Genomic DNA, 13,402 nt, shown 5'->3' with positions numbered 1-13,402 from the left:
CAGGTTGCCAAACGATCGTCCTCGGCCAAGGATTCAGGTAAGGCATCGGCGGTTTGTGCCGGCGATGCGCCCATGAGTCTTCGGAGGGTAGGACGGTCATGCGTGTCATCAGCGAAAGAGAACAGTTTCCCGGTCACGACGGCAACCAGCTGGCGGCGAGGTTCGACCGGCCGGAGGTGGGTGAGCCCCAGGCGGTGGCGATCTTCGCCCATTGCTTTACCTGTACCAAGGATATCCTCGCCGCCAAGCGTATCGCGGCACGACTGGTGTCGCGGGGCGTGGCGGTACTGCGCTTCGATTTCACCGGTCTTGGTCATTCCGAGGGTGAGTTCGCCAATACCCATTTCAGCTCCAACGTGGATGACCTGGTGGCCGCCGCCAAGCATCTCGAGGGGCGTGGGCTGTCACCGTCTCTGCTGGTCGGTCATTCGCTGGGCGGTGCGGCGGTGATCGCCGCCGCCGAGCGACTGCCCGGGGTCAAGGCGGTGGCCACCGTCGGGGCGCCTTACGACCCGGCTCATGTAGTGCACAATTTCGGCTCGAACCTCGACGTCATCGAACGCGAAGGGGAGGCCGAGCTGGTCCTGGCAGGCCGTCCCTTTACCATCCGCAAGGCCTTTATCGAGGATCTCCAGAGTCAGCGTCAGCACGAGCGCATCGAGAACCTGGGGCGTCCGCTGCTGGTGCTGCACGCGCCCAACGACGAAACGGTGGAGATCGAAAACGCCTCGGCCATCTTCACCGCCGCTCGTCATCCCAGAAGCTTTGTTTCGCTGGATGACGCCGATCATCTGCTGACCCGGCCCCAGGACGCCGAGTACGCCGCCGAGGTCATCGTCGGCTGGGCGTCGCGCTATCTGGGCCTGGAGGCGCCGAAGCCCCCCGCGGGAGCGCCTGAAGGCGTCACCCGAGTATCCGAAGCCGATCCTGCAGGTTTTCGTCAGGACGTGGTCGCGGGTGCGCACCACCTGCTGGCCGACGAGCCGCTTTCCTACGGTGGGACCAATCTCGGTTTTACGCCGTACCAGTTGCTGGCGGCGGCGCTCGGCTCCTGCACGGCGATGACCGTGCGCAGCTACGCCAGGCGCAAGAAGCTTCCGCTCGATGATGTCACCGTGGACGTCTCCCATGACAAGATTCACGCCAAGGATTGTGGCGAGTGCGAGGCGACCAGTGGCAAAATCGACCACTTCGAACGTGTCCTTTTCCTGACGGGGGATCTCGACCAGGAAGCCCGCGACAAGCTTTTGGCCATCGCTGACCTGTGTCCGGTGCATCTGACGCTGGAGGGCAAGGCCAGGGTGGTGACTCGGCTGGCCGACTAGCCCTGGCGGGCGCATGCCGCTGTCACTGCTAGTCGTGGCGTCTGGTTCTCTGATGCTGCGCCGAGCCGGCCTGCGTGCTTGAGTGACCCATCATCGGGGAAGAGGCATTTATCCATGGGCGATGGCGTGGACGCCGTCGTCTCTCGAGGAGTTGTCTCTTGCGCTATGACCTGACCATCTTTGACTGGGATGGCACCCTGATGGATTCCATCGCCCGGATCGTATCCTGCATGCAGGCCGCTGGCCGCGAGGCCGAGTGGGGCGAGCTGGGGGAGGGAGAGATTCGCGATATCATCGGTCTCGGTCTGCCGGAAGCCATCGCCACACTGTGTCCGGGTATCCAGCCGGAGCAGGCCGAGCGTTTGAAGGCACGCTATGCCTGGCACTTCGTCGAGGGTGATGCCACCCCGGTCACCTTCTACCCCGGCGTCGAGGCAGGGCTGGCCTCGCTGGCCTCGACCTCGGTGCTGGCCGTGGCCACCGGCAAGAGCCGTCGCGGGCTCGATCGTATCTTCCGCCAGAGCGACACCGGTCGCTTCTTTCGTGCCAGTCGTACCGCCGACGAGACGCGTTCCAAGCCGGATCCCCTGATGCTGGTCGAGCTGCTCGAAGAGTGCGGCGTCGACGCCTCCCGCGCCGTCATGATCGGCGATACCGAGTACGATATGGAGATGGCGCGTGCCATCGGCATGCCGCGCATCGCTGTCTCGTATGGTGTGCACGATGTGCAGCGGCTGTCGCGCAGTGAGCCGCTGCTGGTGGCGGATCGCTTCGATCAGGTGCTGGATCATCTGGCTGGCTGAATCGCGTCGATCGTCTGGCAAATCGTTTTCTATTCCTGGTTGTCGCCAGGCTTGCAAGGAGTGGTGGGATGTCGGATACCCCCAAGGATGACCCCTGGACCCAGGGGGAGATGTCGTCTTCCAGCGGCAAGGGAGCGGCTGCGGCAGCCGGCGGTAGTGGGCCGGACAAGAGCGGCGGCAGCGGGCCGGCTGAACCCGGCGGCAACGGGCCGGTTGGATCGTCCGGCGGCAGCGGGTCGGCTGAACCCGGTGGCAGCGGGCCGGCTGAACCCGGCGGCAGCGGGCCGGCTGGATCGTCCGGCGGCAGCGGGCCGGCTGAACCCGGCGGCAGCGGGCCGGCTGAATCGTCCGGCGACAGCGCCGAAGTATTGCGGGAGCGCCAGCGCCTTGCCCAGATCGAGAGCATGGACCGCTGGATCCAGAGCGTACTGGTCGAGCAGCGGCGCAGTCGGCGCTGGAAGCTGTTCTTTCGTTTCGCCTGGCTGGCGCTGCTGCTGGGAGTGGCGGCGCTGGTGGGCTTTGCACTGCTGATGGTGCCTGGCGATGAGCGAGAGCAGGCCAGGCATCTTGGGGTGGTCAAGGTCGACGGTGTGATCGATAGCGAGTCGCCGGCCAATGCCGAGCGCCTGATCGAAGGTATCGAAGCCGCCTGGGAGTCGCCCAGCAGCGCCGCGGTGGTATTGCATATCAACAGTCCGGGCGGCAGTCCGGTGCAGTCCCAGCGGGTCTACAAGGCGGTGATGGCCCTGCGCGAGCGCGGCGACAAGCCGATCGTCGCGGTGGTCGAGGACCTGGGGGCCAGCGGCGCCTATTACATGGCGTCTGCGGCGGACGAGATTGTCGCTGCGCCGTCCAGTCTGGTCGGCTCTATCGGCGTCATCTACGCCGGCTTCGGGCTGGAGGGGGCCATCGATGACCTGGGTGTGGAGCGGCGCGTCTTCACCGCAGGCGACAACAAGGCCTTTCTCGATCCCTTCTCCGAGATGCGTCCCGAACAGCAGGCGTTCTGGCAAGAGGTGCTGGATACGACCCATCAGCAGTTCATCGATGCGGTCAAGGCAGGGCGCGGTGATCGTCTGGCCGATGATCCCCGGATCTTCAGCGGCCTGATCTGGACCGGAGAGCAGGCGCTGGAGCTGGGCCTGGTGGATCGCCTGGGTACCCTGGACGAAGAGGCCCATGAATGGCTCGACCAGCCACGAATCAAGGACTACACCCCATCCCAGGACCCCTTCGACCGCCTGGCTCGGCGCTTCGGTGTGGGCGTGGCCCAGTGGATGGGGCTGCCGCAGGCGTCATCGCCGGTGCGTTATCAGTTGCCCTGATCGCCGTTCGCGACATCGGTGGCGGATGCCGCCAGGGGGTCGGCGCCAGCCTCGCGCAGCCACCGGCACAGCAGAATCAGAGGGAGGCCGATCAGACTGTTCGGGTCGTCACCCTCCAGGCGCTCGAACAGGGTGATGCCGAGACCCTCCATGCGAAAGCTGCCAGCGCACTGAAGCGGCTGCTCGCGGGCGACGTAGGTGCTGATCTCGGTGTCGGTGAGACGGCGAAAGACCACGTCATAGTGCTGGTAGCCGACCCAATGGCGATGCTCGGCGGTGTCGAGCAGCGCCAGTCCGGTGACAAAACGCACCCGTTGCCCCGAGAAGGCTCGCAGTTGTGCGCAGGCGCGCTCCTGGGTGTGGGGCTTGCCCAGGATCTGGTCGTCGAACAGGGCTACCTGGTCGGAGCCGATGATCAGGTGGCGCGAGTAGGCGTCGGCCAGCGCTTCGGCCTTGGTCAGCGACAGCCGCTGCACCAATGATGTGGGCGTCTCGTCCGTGCCGCGGGTCTCGTCGATGTCCGGGCTCGCCCAGGAGAAGGGCAGGCCCAGCCGTTCAAGCAGTTCGCGGCGCCAGGGTGAGCTGGAGGCAAGCACCAGTGGGGTCATGCGTCCTTCCTTGCAATGTGTGGAGTCGTGTCGGGGAGGCCCGCTATGGGCAGGTTGTGCTCGTCGGGTTCGAGCGGATCCCGGGACATGGTAACCTATTGAGCACAGGGCTTTGACAGGGGCGGAACGAGTGCCTATCATTGCGCGCCTATGTTGACCTCACGATTGCCCGGCCGGGTCGAGCCCTACAAGCTCGCCGCCCAAGCCGAACACCTCGAAGGCCTGGTGGCGCTGGCCGACATGAGCCGCCTGACCGAAGAGGTCGGCGCTCAACAGGGCGATGCCAGCGCCTGGCTGGAATTCGCCATCGACGCTCAGGGGCGTCGGGTGATCCGGGGGCGCCTGGAGGCCGATCTGCAGCTGCCGTGTCGCCGCTGCCTCGAGCCCATGGCCCAACATGTCACGAGCGACTTCCTGCTCGGGCTCGTCAGCAGTGACGACCTGGCCGCCGATCTGCCGAGCACCCATGAACCGGTGCTGGTGGAGAATGAACAGCTGGACCTGCTGGGCGTGGTCGAGGATGAACTTATCCTCAGTCTGCCCCAGGTGGTCTACCACGACGAGTCAGAGTGTCCTGTCTCGCGCGACCAGCTGAGCAGCGGGGCGGATGCCGAAGTCTCGGAAGCGCCCTCTGGCAGTCCCTTTGACGTGCTCAAGCGCCTCAAGGGCAACACCGATACCTGATCGATTTTTTGTGGAGTGATTTCCCATGGCAGTTCAGCAGAACCGTAAGACCCGTTCCAAGCGCGGCATGCGTCGTAGCCACGACGCCCTGAGTGCACCGACCCTGTCCCAGGACAAGGAGACCGGCACCACTCACCTGCGTCACCACGTCTCCCCGGACGGTTTCTATCGCGGTCGCAAGGTCGTCGACGTATAAGTTGACGACGCCTCGATAGCGCCTGGCCGCCGGGATGCGGATTGCCGTAGATGCCATGGGCGGGGACAAGGGTCCCCGCGCCACCGTGGCGGGGGCGGCCAGGGCAGTCATCGAGGACCCGCAGCTCGACATTCAGCTGTTTGGCCCTGCGGGCCTGCTGGATGACGAGATTTCACGCCTGCCGCGGCCTCTGGCCGCGGCGGCGTCGCATCTGCACCTGTGTGACGCACCCGATATCATCCCCGCCGATATGCGCGCCTCTCAGGCGCTGCGCCGAGGTCATGCTTCAAGCATGGCTCGCATGCTTGACTGTGTGGCGGCGGGTGAGGCCGATGTCGGCGTCAGTTCCGGCAATACTGGCGCCTTGATGGCGCTGTCGCGCCGCGCCCTTGGCATGGTTCCGGGCGTGCCGCGCCCGGCCATCAGTACCGCGATTCCGACGCGAGGCGACGGACGCTGCTATTTGCTTGATCTGGGTGCCAATGTGGATGTGTCGGCGGAGCGCCTGGTGGACTTCGCCCTGATGGGCGATATCATGGCGCGCCACGTCGACGGTCTGGCGGCTCCGCGGATTGCCCTGCTCAACGTTGGGGTGGAGTCGACCAAAGGCTCCTTGGCGGTACAGCAGGCCGATGCGGCACTGCGCCAGGTGGCCGGGATCGACTATCTTGGCTTTATCGAGGGCGATGGCGTGTTTGCCGGTCAGGCGGACGTCGTGGTCTGTGACGGCTTTGTCGGCAATGTGCTGCTCAAGGCCAGCGAGGGCCTGGCCAAGATGCTGGTCGGTCGCGTCCAGGCGACCTTCGAGGCGCACTGGGGGAGTCGGCTGGTGGGGATGCTGGCCCGTCCAGCGCTCAGACGATTGAAGAGTGAACTGGATCCGGTTCGCTACAACGGCGCCAGCCTGCTGGGGCTGGCGGGTATTGTGATAAAGAGTCATGGCAGCTGTGACGCTCAGGGTTTTTACTACGCCCTGAAGCGCGCCTCCCAGGAGGTCAGCCGTGACTTGCCGAGCCGGCTGGAGGCCGAGCTCGACCATCGTCGTCCATCTTCCGGTCCCTTGTCAGGGGGCAGTGTGGATATGGATGATGGCCAACAAGAGCTATAGGTGATCAAGATGACTCAACCGCTTGCCCTTATCTTCCCTGGGCAGGGGTCGCAACAGGTCGGCATGCTGCGCGATCTGGCCGAACGCTACAGCGTGGTGAGGACGACCTTCGAGGAGGCCTCGGAGGCGCTGGGTTACGACCTGTGGCAGGTGGTCCAGGAAGGTCCTGCGGAGGCGCTCAATGCCACCGCCTGCACCCAGCCGGCACTGTTGGCCTCCAGCGTGGCGATCTGGCGCGTGTGGCAGGAACTCGAGGGCCCGCGCCCCGGTGCCATGGCCGGCCATAGTCTCGGCGAATACAGCGCCATGGTGTGCGCCGGCGCGCTTTCCTTTGCGGAAGGGGTTCGTCTGGTTCGCCTGCGCGGCGAAGCCATGCAGCAGGCCGTGCCGGCCGGGCAGGGCGCCATGGCAGCGATTCTCGGTCTGGACGACGCGGCCGTCGAGCAGGCCTGCGCCAAGGCGGCCGACGGGGACGTGGTCTCTGCTGTCAACTACAATGCTCCCGGGCAGGTGGTGATCGCCGGCAGCAAGGCCGCCGTGGATCGTGCCATCGCCGCCTGTCAGGAGGCCGGGGCCAAGCGCGCGATGCCGTTGCCGGTATCGGTGCCTTCCCACTGTGACCTGATGCGGCCGGCCGCCGAGCGGCTAGAGCAGGCGCTTGGTGATATCGAGCTCAAGGCGCCGCGCTATACCGTGGTGCAGAACGTCGATGCCCAGGCCCATGCCGATGTGGCCACCCTGCGCACTCGCCTGATCGAGCAGCTCTACCAGCCGGTGCGTTGGGTCTCCTGCGTCGAGAAGATGGTCGACGGCGGTGCCGAGGTGTTCATCGAGTGCGGGCCCGGCAAGGTCCTCACCGGCCTCAACAAGCGTATTGCCCGGGGCAGTCGCGGACTGGCGGTGAATGATCCCGACAGTCTCAGTGCAGCCCTTGAGCTGGCTCGCGAGATCAACTGATCGAAAGCCTCCTGGCCCGGCGCTGTGCCGGGCGACAACGACGAAGCAATGGAAGTGACCATGACAACCGAGCCTAGAGTCGCCCTGATTACCGGGGCCAGCCGCGGTATCGGCCGTGCCATCGCCCACGAGCTGGGGCGGCAGGGTCGCATCGTGATCGGCACCGCCACCACCGATGCCGGTGCCGACCGCATCGATGCGGACCTCAAGGAGCAGGGGTTTCAGGGCGCAGGGCGCCGCCTAGATGTCACCGATCCGACCAGCGTCGAAGCACTGCTGAAGTCGATCAATGACGAGTTTGGTGCGCCGACCATCCTGGTCAACAATGCCGGTATCACCCGTGACAATCTGCTGATGCGAATGAAGGAAGATGAGTGGGATGGTGTACTCGACGCCAACCTCAAGTCGGTCTTTCGCCTCAGCAAGGCGTGCCTGCGTGGCATGAGCAAGGCCCGTTGGGGCCGTATCGTATCCGTCAGTTCGGTGGTCGCCACCATGGGCAACGCCGGCCAAAGCAACTATGCTGCCGCCAAGGCGGGCATGGAAGGCTTCACCCGGGCGCTGGCGCGCGAGGTGGCCTCCCGTGCCATCACCGTCAACGCCGTGGCGCCTGGCTTTATTGCCACCGACATGACCCAGGCGCTGTCCGAGGATCAGCAGACGATGCTCAAGGGGCAGGTGCCTCTGGCGCGTCTGGGGCAGCCCGTGGAAATCGCCGCGGCGGTCGGGTTCTTGACCAGCGATAGCGCAGCCTATATCACTGGCGAAACCCTGCACGTCAATGGCGGGATGAACATGCGCTGAATGCGCTTCCTGCGTGTGTTGCGTCGACCCGAAGGGGTCTATAAACTACCCCGCAGTTTACTTGCGGAATTAACCAGCTGGTCATCAGAACGGCTAACGTGAACGACTGGAGTATGTCTAAATGAGCACCATCGAAGAGCGCGTGAAGAAAGTTGTGGCAGAGCGCCTGAACGTCAAGGAAGAAGATATTCAGAACTCCTCTTCCTTCACCGAGGACCTGGGCGCTGATTCCCTGGACACCGTTGAGCTGGTGATGGCGCTGGAAGAGGAATTCGATACCGAAATTCCTGATGAAGAAGCCGAGAAGATTACCACCGTTCAGGAAGCGATCGACTACGTCAACGCCAACCAGTAAGACCGGCTCGGTGTTCCGAGTCAGTCTGCCGGTGGCGGCGATGGCCGCTTGCTGAAAGGCGGGGATGCAATCCCCGCGGAAGCCGTCCTGGTTCGCCAGGGCGGCTTTTGCGTGTCCAGGCCTCGAAGGCAGGGTCCTGTGCCAGCCTTCCCGGTAAAGCCTCGGCGCCGGGGGGAGCACAGCGGCCTGTGTCTCGGGTATAATGCGCGCAACCGACGGTCCTCCACAGTTGGGCCGTAACTTTTTGGATGTCTGGAGGAAAGCTGATGTCTCGTAGAAGGGTAGTGGTGACGGGCCTCGGCCTGGTCACACCGGTGGGCAACACCGTCAAGGAAAGCTGGGACAGCATCCTGGCCGGCAAGAGCGGTGTGGCGCCCATCGAGCACTTCGATGTCAGCGGCTTCAACACGCGCTTCGGCGGTTCGGTGAAGGACTTTGATATCAGCCCCTACCTGAACCCCAAGGATGCCAGGAAGATGGACCTGTTCATCCAGTACGGTATTGCCGCGGGGGCTCAGGCCATCGAGGACGCCGGTATCGAGTGCACCGAGGAAAATGCCGATCGCATCGGCGTGGCCATCGGCTCGGGAATCGGTGGGCTGCCGATGATCGAGCACAACCACAACGCGCTCAACAAGAGCGGCGCCCGGCGTATCTCGCCGTTCTTCGTGCCCGGCTCCATCATCAACATGATCTCGGGCAATCTGGCGATTCAGCACGGCTTCCGTGGTCCCAATATCGCCATCACCACCGCCTGCACCACCGGCACCCACAATATCGGCTACAGCGCCCGTACCATCGCATACGGCGACGCCGACGTGATGGTCTGTGGCGGTGCCGAGATGGCGACCACACCGCTGGGGCTGGGCGGCTTCTCCGCCGCGCGGGCGCTGTCCACCCGCAATGACGATCCCCAGGCGGCCAGCCGCCCCTGGGACAAGGATCGCGACGGCTTCGTGCTGTCCGACGGCGCCGGCGTGGTGGTGCTGGAAGAGTACGAACACGCCAAGGCACGTGGGGCGACCATCTACGCCGAGCTGATCGGTTTCGGCATGAGCGATGATGCCTACCACATGACCCTGCCGCCGGAAGACGGTCGCGGCGCGGCGGCCTCCATGGCCAACGCGATCAAGGACGCCGGCATCGACGCCAGCGAGATCGATTACATCAACGCCCACGGCACCTCGACCGCCGCCGGCGACCTGGCCGAGAGCCGCGCGGTGGAGAAGGTCATGGGCAGCGCCGCCCAAAGCGTCGCGGTCAGCTCCACCAAGTCGATGATCGGCCACCTGCTCGGCGCCGCCGGTGCGGTGGAGGCGGTCTTCAGCATCCTGGCGATTCGTGATCAGGCGCTGCCGCCCACCATCAACCTGGACAATCCCCAGGAAGGGTGCGTGCTCGACTACGTGCCGCATACCGCCCGCGATGCCAAGGTCGACGTGACCCTGTCCAACTCCTTCGGCTTCGGCGGCACCAATGGCACCCTGGTGTTCAAGAAGGCCTGATGGATGAATAGGCCGTCCGAGCCGACATTGCCCCTGAGTGATCGGGGGCTGGCCTACGGCGATGGCCTGTTCGAGACGGTGCTGGTGCGCGACGGCACGCCGCTGTTGTGGTCTGAGCACCTGGCACGACTGCTGAAGGGCTGCCGGGTGCTCGACCTGCCCCCGCCCCGTACAGAGGCCCTGGCATCCGCCCTCGCTGGCGCGGGGCCGGGGCTTGGTGTGCTCAAGCTGGTCTACACCCGGGGCAGCGGTGGACGGGGCTACGCGCCGCCGGCGTCCTCAGACCCCAGGCTTGAGGCGCTGTGGTCGAGCTTCGCACCCGATCAACAGCGTTGGGCAGACGGGGTCAGGGTGCGTCGCTGCCGCCTGCGCCTGGCACGCCAGCCCGTGCTGGCCGGGATCAAGCATCTGGCCCGTCTCGAGAACGTGCTGGCACGATCCGAGTGGCGGGACCCCGCTATCGCCGAGGGGCTTCTCGAGGATGATCGAGGCCAGCTTGTCGAAGCCACCGCCATGAACGTGTTCTTTCTCGCCCGGGGCGCCGAACAGGTATCGACCCCGCCGCTGGATCAGTGTGGCGTGGCAGGTACCCTGCGAGCCGCCTTGCTGGAACAGGGCGCGGTGGTGGAGGCGCCGTTGCTGGCCGACGAGCTTTCGTCCTGCGAGGCTGTATGGCTTGGCAACAGCGTCCAGGGCGTGTGGCCCGTCGCGCGACTCGACGACAGCGAAGGGCAGCCCCAGCATGGCTGGGAGCTGAATGCTGTCCATCGCGCCTTTCAGCACCGAGCCCACCGCCTGCTGGGGTATGCCGGGGCCGACTGAGTCACCCGGGCGCTTCCAGCCGGGGTGCCTGCATCCGCTTTGCCGTACTATTCTGACCGCTTCAGACAAGCGCCGTGCGCCGGCGCGACCAGACTAAGGAACTTCCATGCGCACCGCGCTCAAGGTCTTGCTCACTCTTGTCGTCATTGCCGCTATTGGCGGCTACGGCGCTTATCACTATTGGCAGACGCGTCTGCAGGCCCCGATCACCCTCGATGAACCGATGCTCTACGAGGTGCCGCCCGGGGCCGGTTTCAATCGGGTGGTGGATGATCTCGAGGCCCAGGGTGTGCTGGCCGACGCCTGGGCCTTCAAGCTGTTGACGCGAGTGGAGCCTGATCGTGTGCCGTCGCTGAAGGTCGGCGAGTACTCGCTGGAGCCAGGCATGAGTGGCATGCAGGTACTCGATAAGCTCGCCAGCGCCGAGGTGGTCACCTACAGCGTGACCATTCCCGAGGGCTGGACCTTCCAGCAGATGCGCGCGGCCCTGGCCGAGGCCGAGAAGCTGGCCCACGCCAGTGCCGAGATGAGCGACGACGAGATCATGACGGCGCTGGGGCACGAGGGCGAGCATCCGGAAGGACGCTTCTTCCCCGATACCTACACCTACCACAAGGGGGTGGAGGATCTGGAGATTCTGCGCCAGGCCAATCAGAGCATGGAAGCCCTGCTTGAGGAGGTGTGGGCCGATCGCGCCGAGGATCTGCCCATCGATACGCCGTACGAGGCGCTGATCATGGCCTCGCTGATCGAGCGTGAGACCGGCGCCCCCGAAGAGCGGCGTCAGATCGCCGGGGTGTTCAAGCGCCGCCTGGAGCGTGGGATGCGGCTGCAGACCGATCCAACGGTGATCTACGGCATGGGCGATCGCTTCGAGGGCAATATCACTCGGGCCGACCTGCGCGAAGCCACCCCCTACAACACCTACGTGATCGATGGCCTGCCGCCGACCCCGATCGCATTGCCGGGGCGGGCTGCACTGGAGGCCGCCGTCGACCCGCAGGAGGGCGACACCCTGTACTTCGTCGCCAAGGGAGATGGCACCCACCACTTCTCCCGCACGCTGCGTGAGCACAATAACGCCGTCAATCGTTATATTCGGCGCCGTTGACGCGGACGTCTCCCGAACCAGGAGTGGTATCCATGACGCAGACACAACCGGCCGAGCCCACCTCCGGCGCGCGCGGGCGCTTCATTACCCTGGAGGGCGGAGAAGGCGTCGGCAAGTCCACCAACCTGGCCTTCGTGGTCGACGCCCTCGAGGCGCGTGGCATCGAGGTGGTACAGACCCGCGAGCCCGGCGGGACGCCTCGGGCCGAGGCCATTCGCGAACTGCTGCTGGCGTCCAGCGACGAGCCGCTGGACAGTGACGCCGAGCTGCTGCTGGTGTTCGCGGCACGGGCCCAGCATCTTGCCCAGCGTATTCGCCCGGCCCTGGAGCGCGGCGCCTGGGTGGTCAGCGACCGCTTCACCGACGCCACCTTTGCCTACCAGGGTGGCGGTCGAGGCCTGCCGTTCGAGCGCATCGTCCAGCTCGAACGTCTGGTCCAGGGAGAACTGACGCCGGATCTGACGCTGTTGCTGGACATGCCGCTGGACGCGGCGGAGCGTCGCCTGGCGGGTCGTCTGGACCGCACCGGCACGCGCAAGGATCGCTTCGAGCAGGAGCGCCGCGACTTTTTCGAGCGGGTGCGCCTGGCCTACCTGGCCCGGGCCGAGCAGGCACCGCAGCGGATGGTCAGGATCGACGCTGACGCCAGCCTCGAAGAGGTGCAGCGGCGGATCACGCGGGTACTGGACGAGCGGGTGGCGCAATGGACGTGAGTAGTAGCGTCGCCCAGCCGCCGATGCCCTGGCTGGCGCCGCGCTGGCACGAACTGGTGCGGCTGATGGACGCCGGTCGTCTGCCCCATGCCGTGCTGCTGTCGGGCCCCCGCGGGCTCGGCAAGCAGTCCCTGGCCGAGGCACTGATTGCCCGCGCCCTGTGTGCCCGCCCAGGCGAGACCGCCTGCGGTGAGTGCCACAGTTGCCATATGCTGGCCTCGGGCTACCATCCTGACCTGCTTCGGGTGGCGCCGGAGGAGGGCAAGCGGATGATTCGCATCGACCCGATCCGTCAGGTCAATGGCTTCGTCTCCCAGACCGCTCAGCAGGGTGGGCACCGGGTCATCGAGATCCGTCCTGCCGAGGCGATGAACGTGGCCGCGTCCAACGCCCTGCTGAAGAGCCTGGAGGAGCCGGGGCAGGACACCCTGTTCGTGCTGGTCTCCGACATGCCGTCCCACCTGCTGCCGACGATCCGTTCGCGCTGCCAGCAGTGGACGCTCAAGCCGCCGGAACTCGAAGACTGCCTGGACTGGCTGTCGAAGGAACTCGGTTCCGAGGACGAAGCACGCTTCTGGTTTCGAGCCGCCGGTGGGTTGCCGCTGGCAGCGCGACAGCTGGCCGAGCCGGGCTCGCGGGCGCTGCGTCAACAGCTGCACGAGACCTTCGACGCCCTGGTACGTGGCGCCGAACCGGTGGCCGAGGCGGCCCGGCTGGACCGCCAGGCCATCGACGCCATCCTGTGGTACGGTATCGCCTGGCTGGAGGATCTGATTCGCCTGGGGCTTTCCGGCGAGCCTGAAGGCCTCAGAAACCCCGACCTGGCACCGCTCTATCGTCAGGCGGTGAAAAATGGCCGGGTGCGCGACTGGTTCCGCCTGCTCGACTACGCCCGTGAGCAGCGTCGGTTGCTCAGTGAAGGCGGCAATCCCAACCCGCAACTGGTGCTCGAGGCCTGGCTGGTCCGCTGGGCGGCCCTGTTGCGTTCCTGAGCGACGTCGTGTGCCCAGACGTCCTCCCCGGAGGCTCGCTGGCGTCTCTGATCATCGTCGCCGGTATTCGTCCCTGACATCCGTATTCAAGCCC

At 65.7% G+C, this 13,402-nt stretch carries 15 protein-coding genes; 14 read left to right on the top strand and 1 reads right to left on the bottom strand.

What is annotated here, in order from left to right; translation table 11 throughout:
• The first annotated feature begins 98 nt into the window (after window positions 1–98).
• The 3 genes from NFH97_RS00690 to sppA all read left to right on the top strand — a co-directional run bounded on the left by NFH97_RS00690 (window position 99) and on the right by sppA (window position 3,453).
• Window positions 99–1,325 (top strand): bifunctional alpha/beta hydrolase/OsmC family protein, encoded by a 1,227-nt coding sequence (locus tag NFH97_RS00690; RefSeq protein ID WP_045993401.1) that lies wholly within the window; start codon window positions 99–101, stop codon window positions 1,323–1,325.
• 158 nt (window positions 1,326–1,483) lie between these two features.
• Window positions 1,484–2,128 carry an HAD-IA family hydrolase gene (locus NFH97_RS00685; protein WP_222569335.1) on the top strand — a complete coding sequence of 215 codons (645 nt, stop codon included), beginning with the start codon at window positions 1,484–1,486 and terminating at the stop codon, window positions 2,126–2,128.
• 68 nt (window positions 2,129–2,196) lie between these two features.
• Window positions 2,197–3,453 carry a signal peptide peptidase SppA gene (sppA, locus tag NFH97_RS00680; RefSeq protein ID WP_286984893.1) on the top strand — a complete coding sequence of 419 codons (1,257 nt, stop codon included), beginning with the start codon at window positions 2,197–2,199 and terminating at the stop codon, window positions 3,451–3,453.
• Here sppA and NFH97_RS00675 read toward each other — a convergent pair.
• Complete coding sequence (locus NFH97_RS00675) at window positions 3,441–4,061, bottom strand: Maf family protein (protein WP_108132680.1); 621 nt, start codon at window positions 4,059–4,061, stop codon at window positions 3,441–3,443. The two genes, sppA and NFH97_RS00675, sit on opposite strands and share 13 nt — an antisense overlap.
• Window positions 4,062–4,211: 150 nt before the next feature.
• On the opposite strand from NFH97_RS00675, the gene NFH97_RS00670 reads away from it, so the two are divergent.
• The 11 genes from NFH97_RS00670 to NFH97_RS00620 all read left to right on the top strand — a co-directional run bounded on the left by NFH97_RS00670 (window position 4,212) and on the right by NFH97_RS00620 (window position 13,308).
• Window positions 4,212–4,745 (top strand): YceD family protein, encoded by a 534-nt coding sequence (locus NFH97_RS00670; RefSeq protein WP_045993405.1) that lies wholly within the window; start codon window positions 4,212–4,214, stop codon window positions 4,743–4,745.
• 25 nt (window positions 4,746–4,770) lie between these two features.
• Window positions 4,771–4,941: a 50S ribosomal protein L32 gene (gene rpmF, locus NFH97_RS00665; protein ID WP_010627954.1), complete on the top strand. Its 171-nt coding sequence runs from the start codon at window positions 4,771–4,773 to the stop codon at window positions 4,939–4,941.
• A gap of 34 nt (window positions 4,942–4,975) precedes the next feature.
• Window positions 4,976–6,049, top strand: coding sequence for a phosphate acyltransferase PlsX (gene plsX, locus NFH97_RS00660; RefSeq protein WP_083970469.1), 1,074 nt, complete (start codon window positions 4,976–4,978; stop codon window positions 6,047–6,049).
• Window positions 6,050–6,058: 9 nt separating this feature from the next.
• The gene (fabD, locus tag NFH97_RS00655) at window positions 6,059–7,006 is read left to right on the top strand and encodes an ACP S-malonyltransferase (RefSeq protein ID WP_045993431.1); all 948 of its coding nucleotides are present in this window, start codon (window positions 6,059–6,061) and stop codon (window positions 7,004–7,006) included.
• Window positions 7,007–7,066: 60 nt separating this feature from the next.
• Window positions 7,067–7,810: a 3-oxoacyl-ACP reductase FabG gene (fabG, locus tag NFH97_RS00650; RefSeq protein WP_349624220.1), complete on the top strand. Its 744-nt coding sequence runs from the start codon at window positions 7,067–7,069 to the stop codon at window positions 7,808–7,810.
• A 121-nt stretch (window positions 7,811–7,931) separates the two neighbouring features.
• Window positions 7,932–8,165, top strand: a complete 234-nt coding sequence (gene acpP / locus NFH97_RS00645) for an acyl carrier protein (RefSeq protein WP_021820799.1) — start codon at window positions 7,932–7,934, stop codon at window positions 8,163–8,165.
• A 266-nt stretch (window positions 8,166–8,431) separates the two neighbouring features.
• Entirely contained in the window at window positions 8,432–9,670 is a 1,239-nt protein-coding gene (gene fabF / locus NFH97_RS00640; RefSeq protein ID WP_045993406.1) for a beta-ketoacyl-ACP synthase II, read from the top strand.
• A 3-nt stretch (window positions 9,671–9,673) separates the two neighbouring features.
• Window positions 9,674–10,492: an aminodeoxychorismate lyase gene (pabC, locus tag NFH97_RS00635; RefSeq protein ID WP_349624219.1), complete on the top strand. Its 819-nt coding sequence runs from the start codon at window positions 9,674–9,676 to the stop codon at window positions 10,490–10,492.
• 106 nt (window positions 10,493–10,598) lie between these two features.
• Entirely contained in the window at window positions 10,599–11,603 is a 1,005-nt protein-coding gene (gene mltG / locus NFH97_RS00630; RefSeq protein ID WP_108132683.1) for an endolytic transglycosylase MltG, read from the top strand.
• Between the two features lie 32 nt (window positions 11,604–11,635).
• The gene (gene tmk, locus NFH97_RS00625) at window positions 11,636–12,316 is read left to right on the top strand and encodes a dTMP kinase (RefSeq protein WP_108132684.1); all 681 of its coding nucleotides are present in this window, start codon (window positions 11,636–11,638) and stop codon (window positions 12,314–12,316) included.
• On the top strand, window positions 12,307–13,308 hold the full coding sequence (locus NFH97_RS00620) for a DNA polymerase III subunit delta' (RefSeq protein ID WP_108132685.1): 1,002 nt from the start codon (window positions 12,307–12,309) through the stop codon (window positions 13,306–13,308). The genes tmk and NFH97_RS00620 overlap by 10 nt, the downstream gene beginning before the upstream one ends.
• The last annotated feature ends 94 nt before the right edge of the window (window positions 13,309–13,402 follow it).

It is taken from the genome of Halomonas sp. SCS19 (assembly GCF_040147015.1).
Classification (GTDB): Bacteria; Pseudomonadota; Gammaproteobacteria; order Pseudomonadales; family Halomonadaceae; genus Halomonas; species Halomonas litopenaei.
The sequence above is the reverse complement of the archived record's forward strand: the minus strand, read 5'-3'. Positions and strand labels throughout refer to the sequence as shown.

Bases quoted from the DNA above. Each gene is read 5' to 3' on its own strand.
- pabC (WP_349624219.1), top strand. From the start codon at position 9,674: ATGAATAGGCCGTCCGAGCCGACATTGCCCCTGAGTGATCGGGGGCTG.
- fabF (WP_045993406.1), top strand. From the start codon at position 8,432: ATGTCTCGTAGAAGGGTAGTGGTGACGGGCCTCGGCCTGGTCACACCG.
- NFH97_RS00675 (WP_108132680.1), bottom strand. From the start codon at position 4,061: ATGACCCCACTGGTGCTTGCCTCCAGCTCACCCTGGCGCCGCGAACTG.
- fabG (WP_349624220.1), top strand. From the start codon at position 7,067: ATGACAACCGAGCCTAGAGTCGCCCTGATTACCGGGGCCAGCCGCGGT.
- mltG (WP_108132683.1), top strand. From the start codon at position 10,599: ATGCGCACCGCGCTCAAGGTCTTGCTCACTCTTGTCGTCATTGCCGCT.
- fabD (WP_045993431.1), top strand. From the start codon at position 6,059: ATGACTCAACCGCTTGCCCTTATCTTCCCTGGGCAGGGGTCGCAACAG.
- NFH97_RS00620 (WP_108132685.1), top strand. From the start codon at position 12,307: ATGGACGTGAGTAGTAGCGTCGCCCAGCCGCCGATGCCCTGGCTGGCG.
- NFH97_RS00670 (WP_045993405.1), top strand. From the start codon at position 4,212: ATGTTGACCTCACGATTGCCCGGCCGGGTCGAGCCCTACAAGCTCGCC.
- NFH97_RS00690 (WP_045993401.1), top strand. From the start codon at position 99: ATGCGTGTCATCAGCGAAAGAGAACAGTTTCCCGGTCACGACGGCAAC.
- acpP (WP_021820799.1), top strand. From the start codon at position 7,932: ATGAGCACCATCGAAGAGCGCGTGAAGAAAGTTGTGGCAGAGCGCCTG.
- rpmF (WP_010627954.1), top strand. From the start codon at position 4,771: ATGGCAGTTCAGCAGAACCGTAAGACCCGTTCCAAGCGCGGCATGCGT.
- sppA (WP_286984893.1), top strand. From the start codon at position 2,197: ATGTCGGATACCCCCAAGGATGACCCCTGGACCCAGGGGGAGATGTCG.
- tmk (WP_108132684.1), top strand. From the start codon at position 11,636: ATGACGCAGACACAACCGGCCGAGCCCACCTCCGGCGCGCGCGGGCGC.
- plsX (WP_083970469.1), top strand. From the start codon at position 4,976: ATGCGGATTGCCGTAGATGCCATGGGCGGGGACAAGGGTCCCCGCGCC.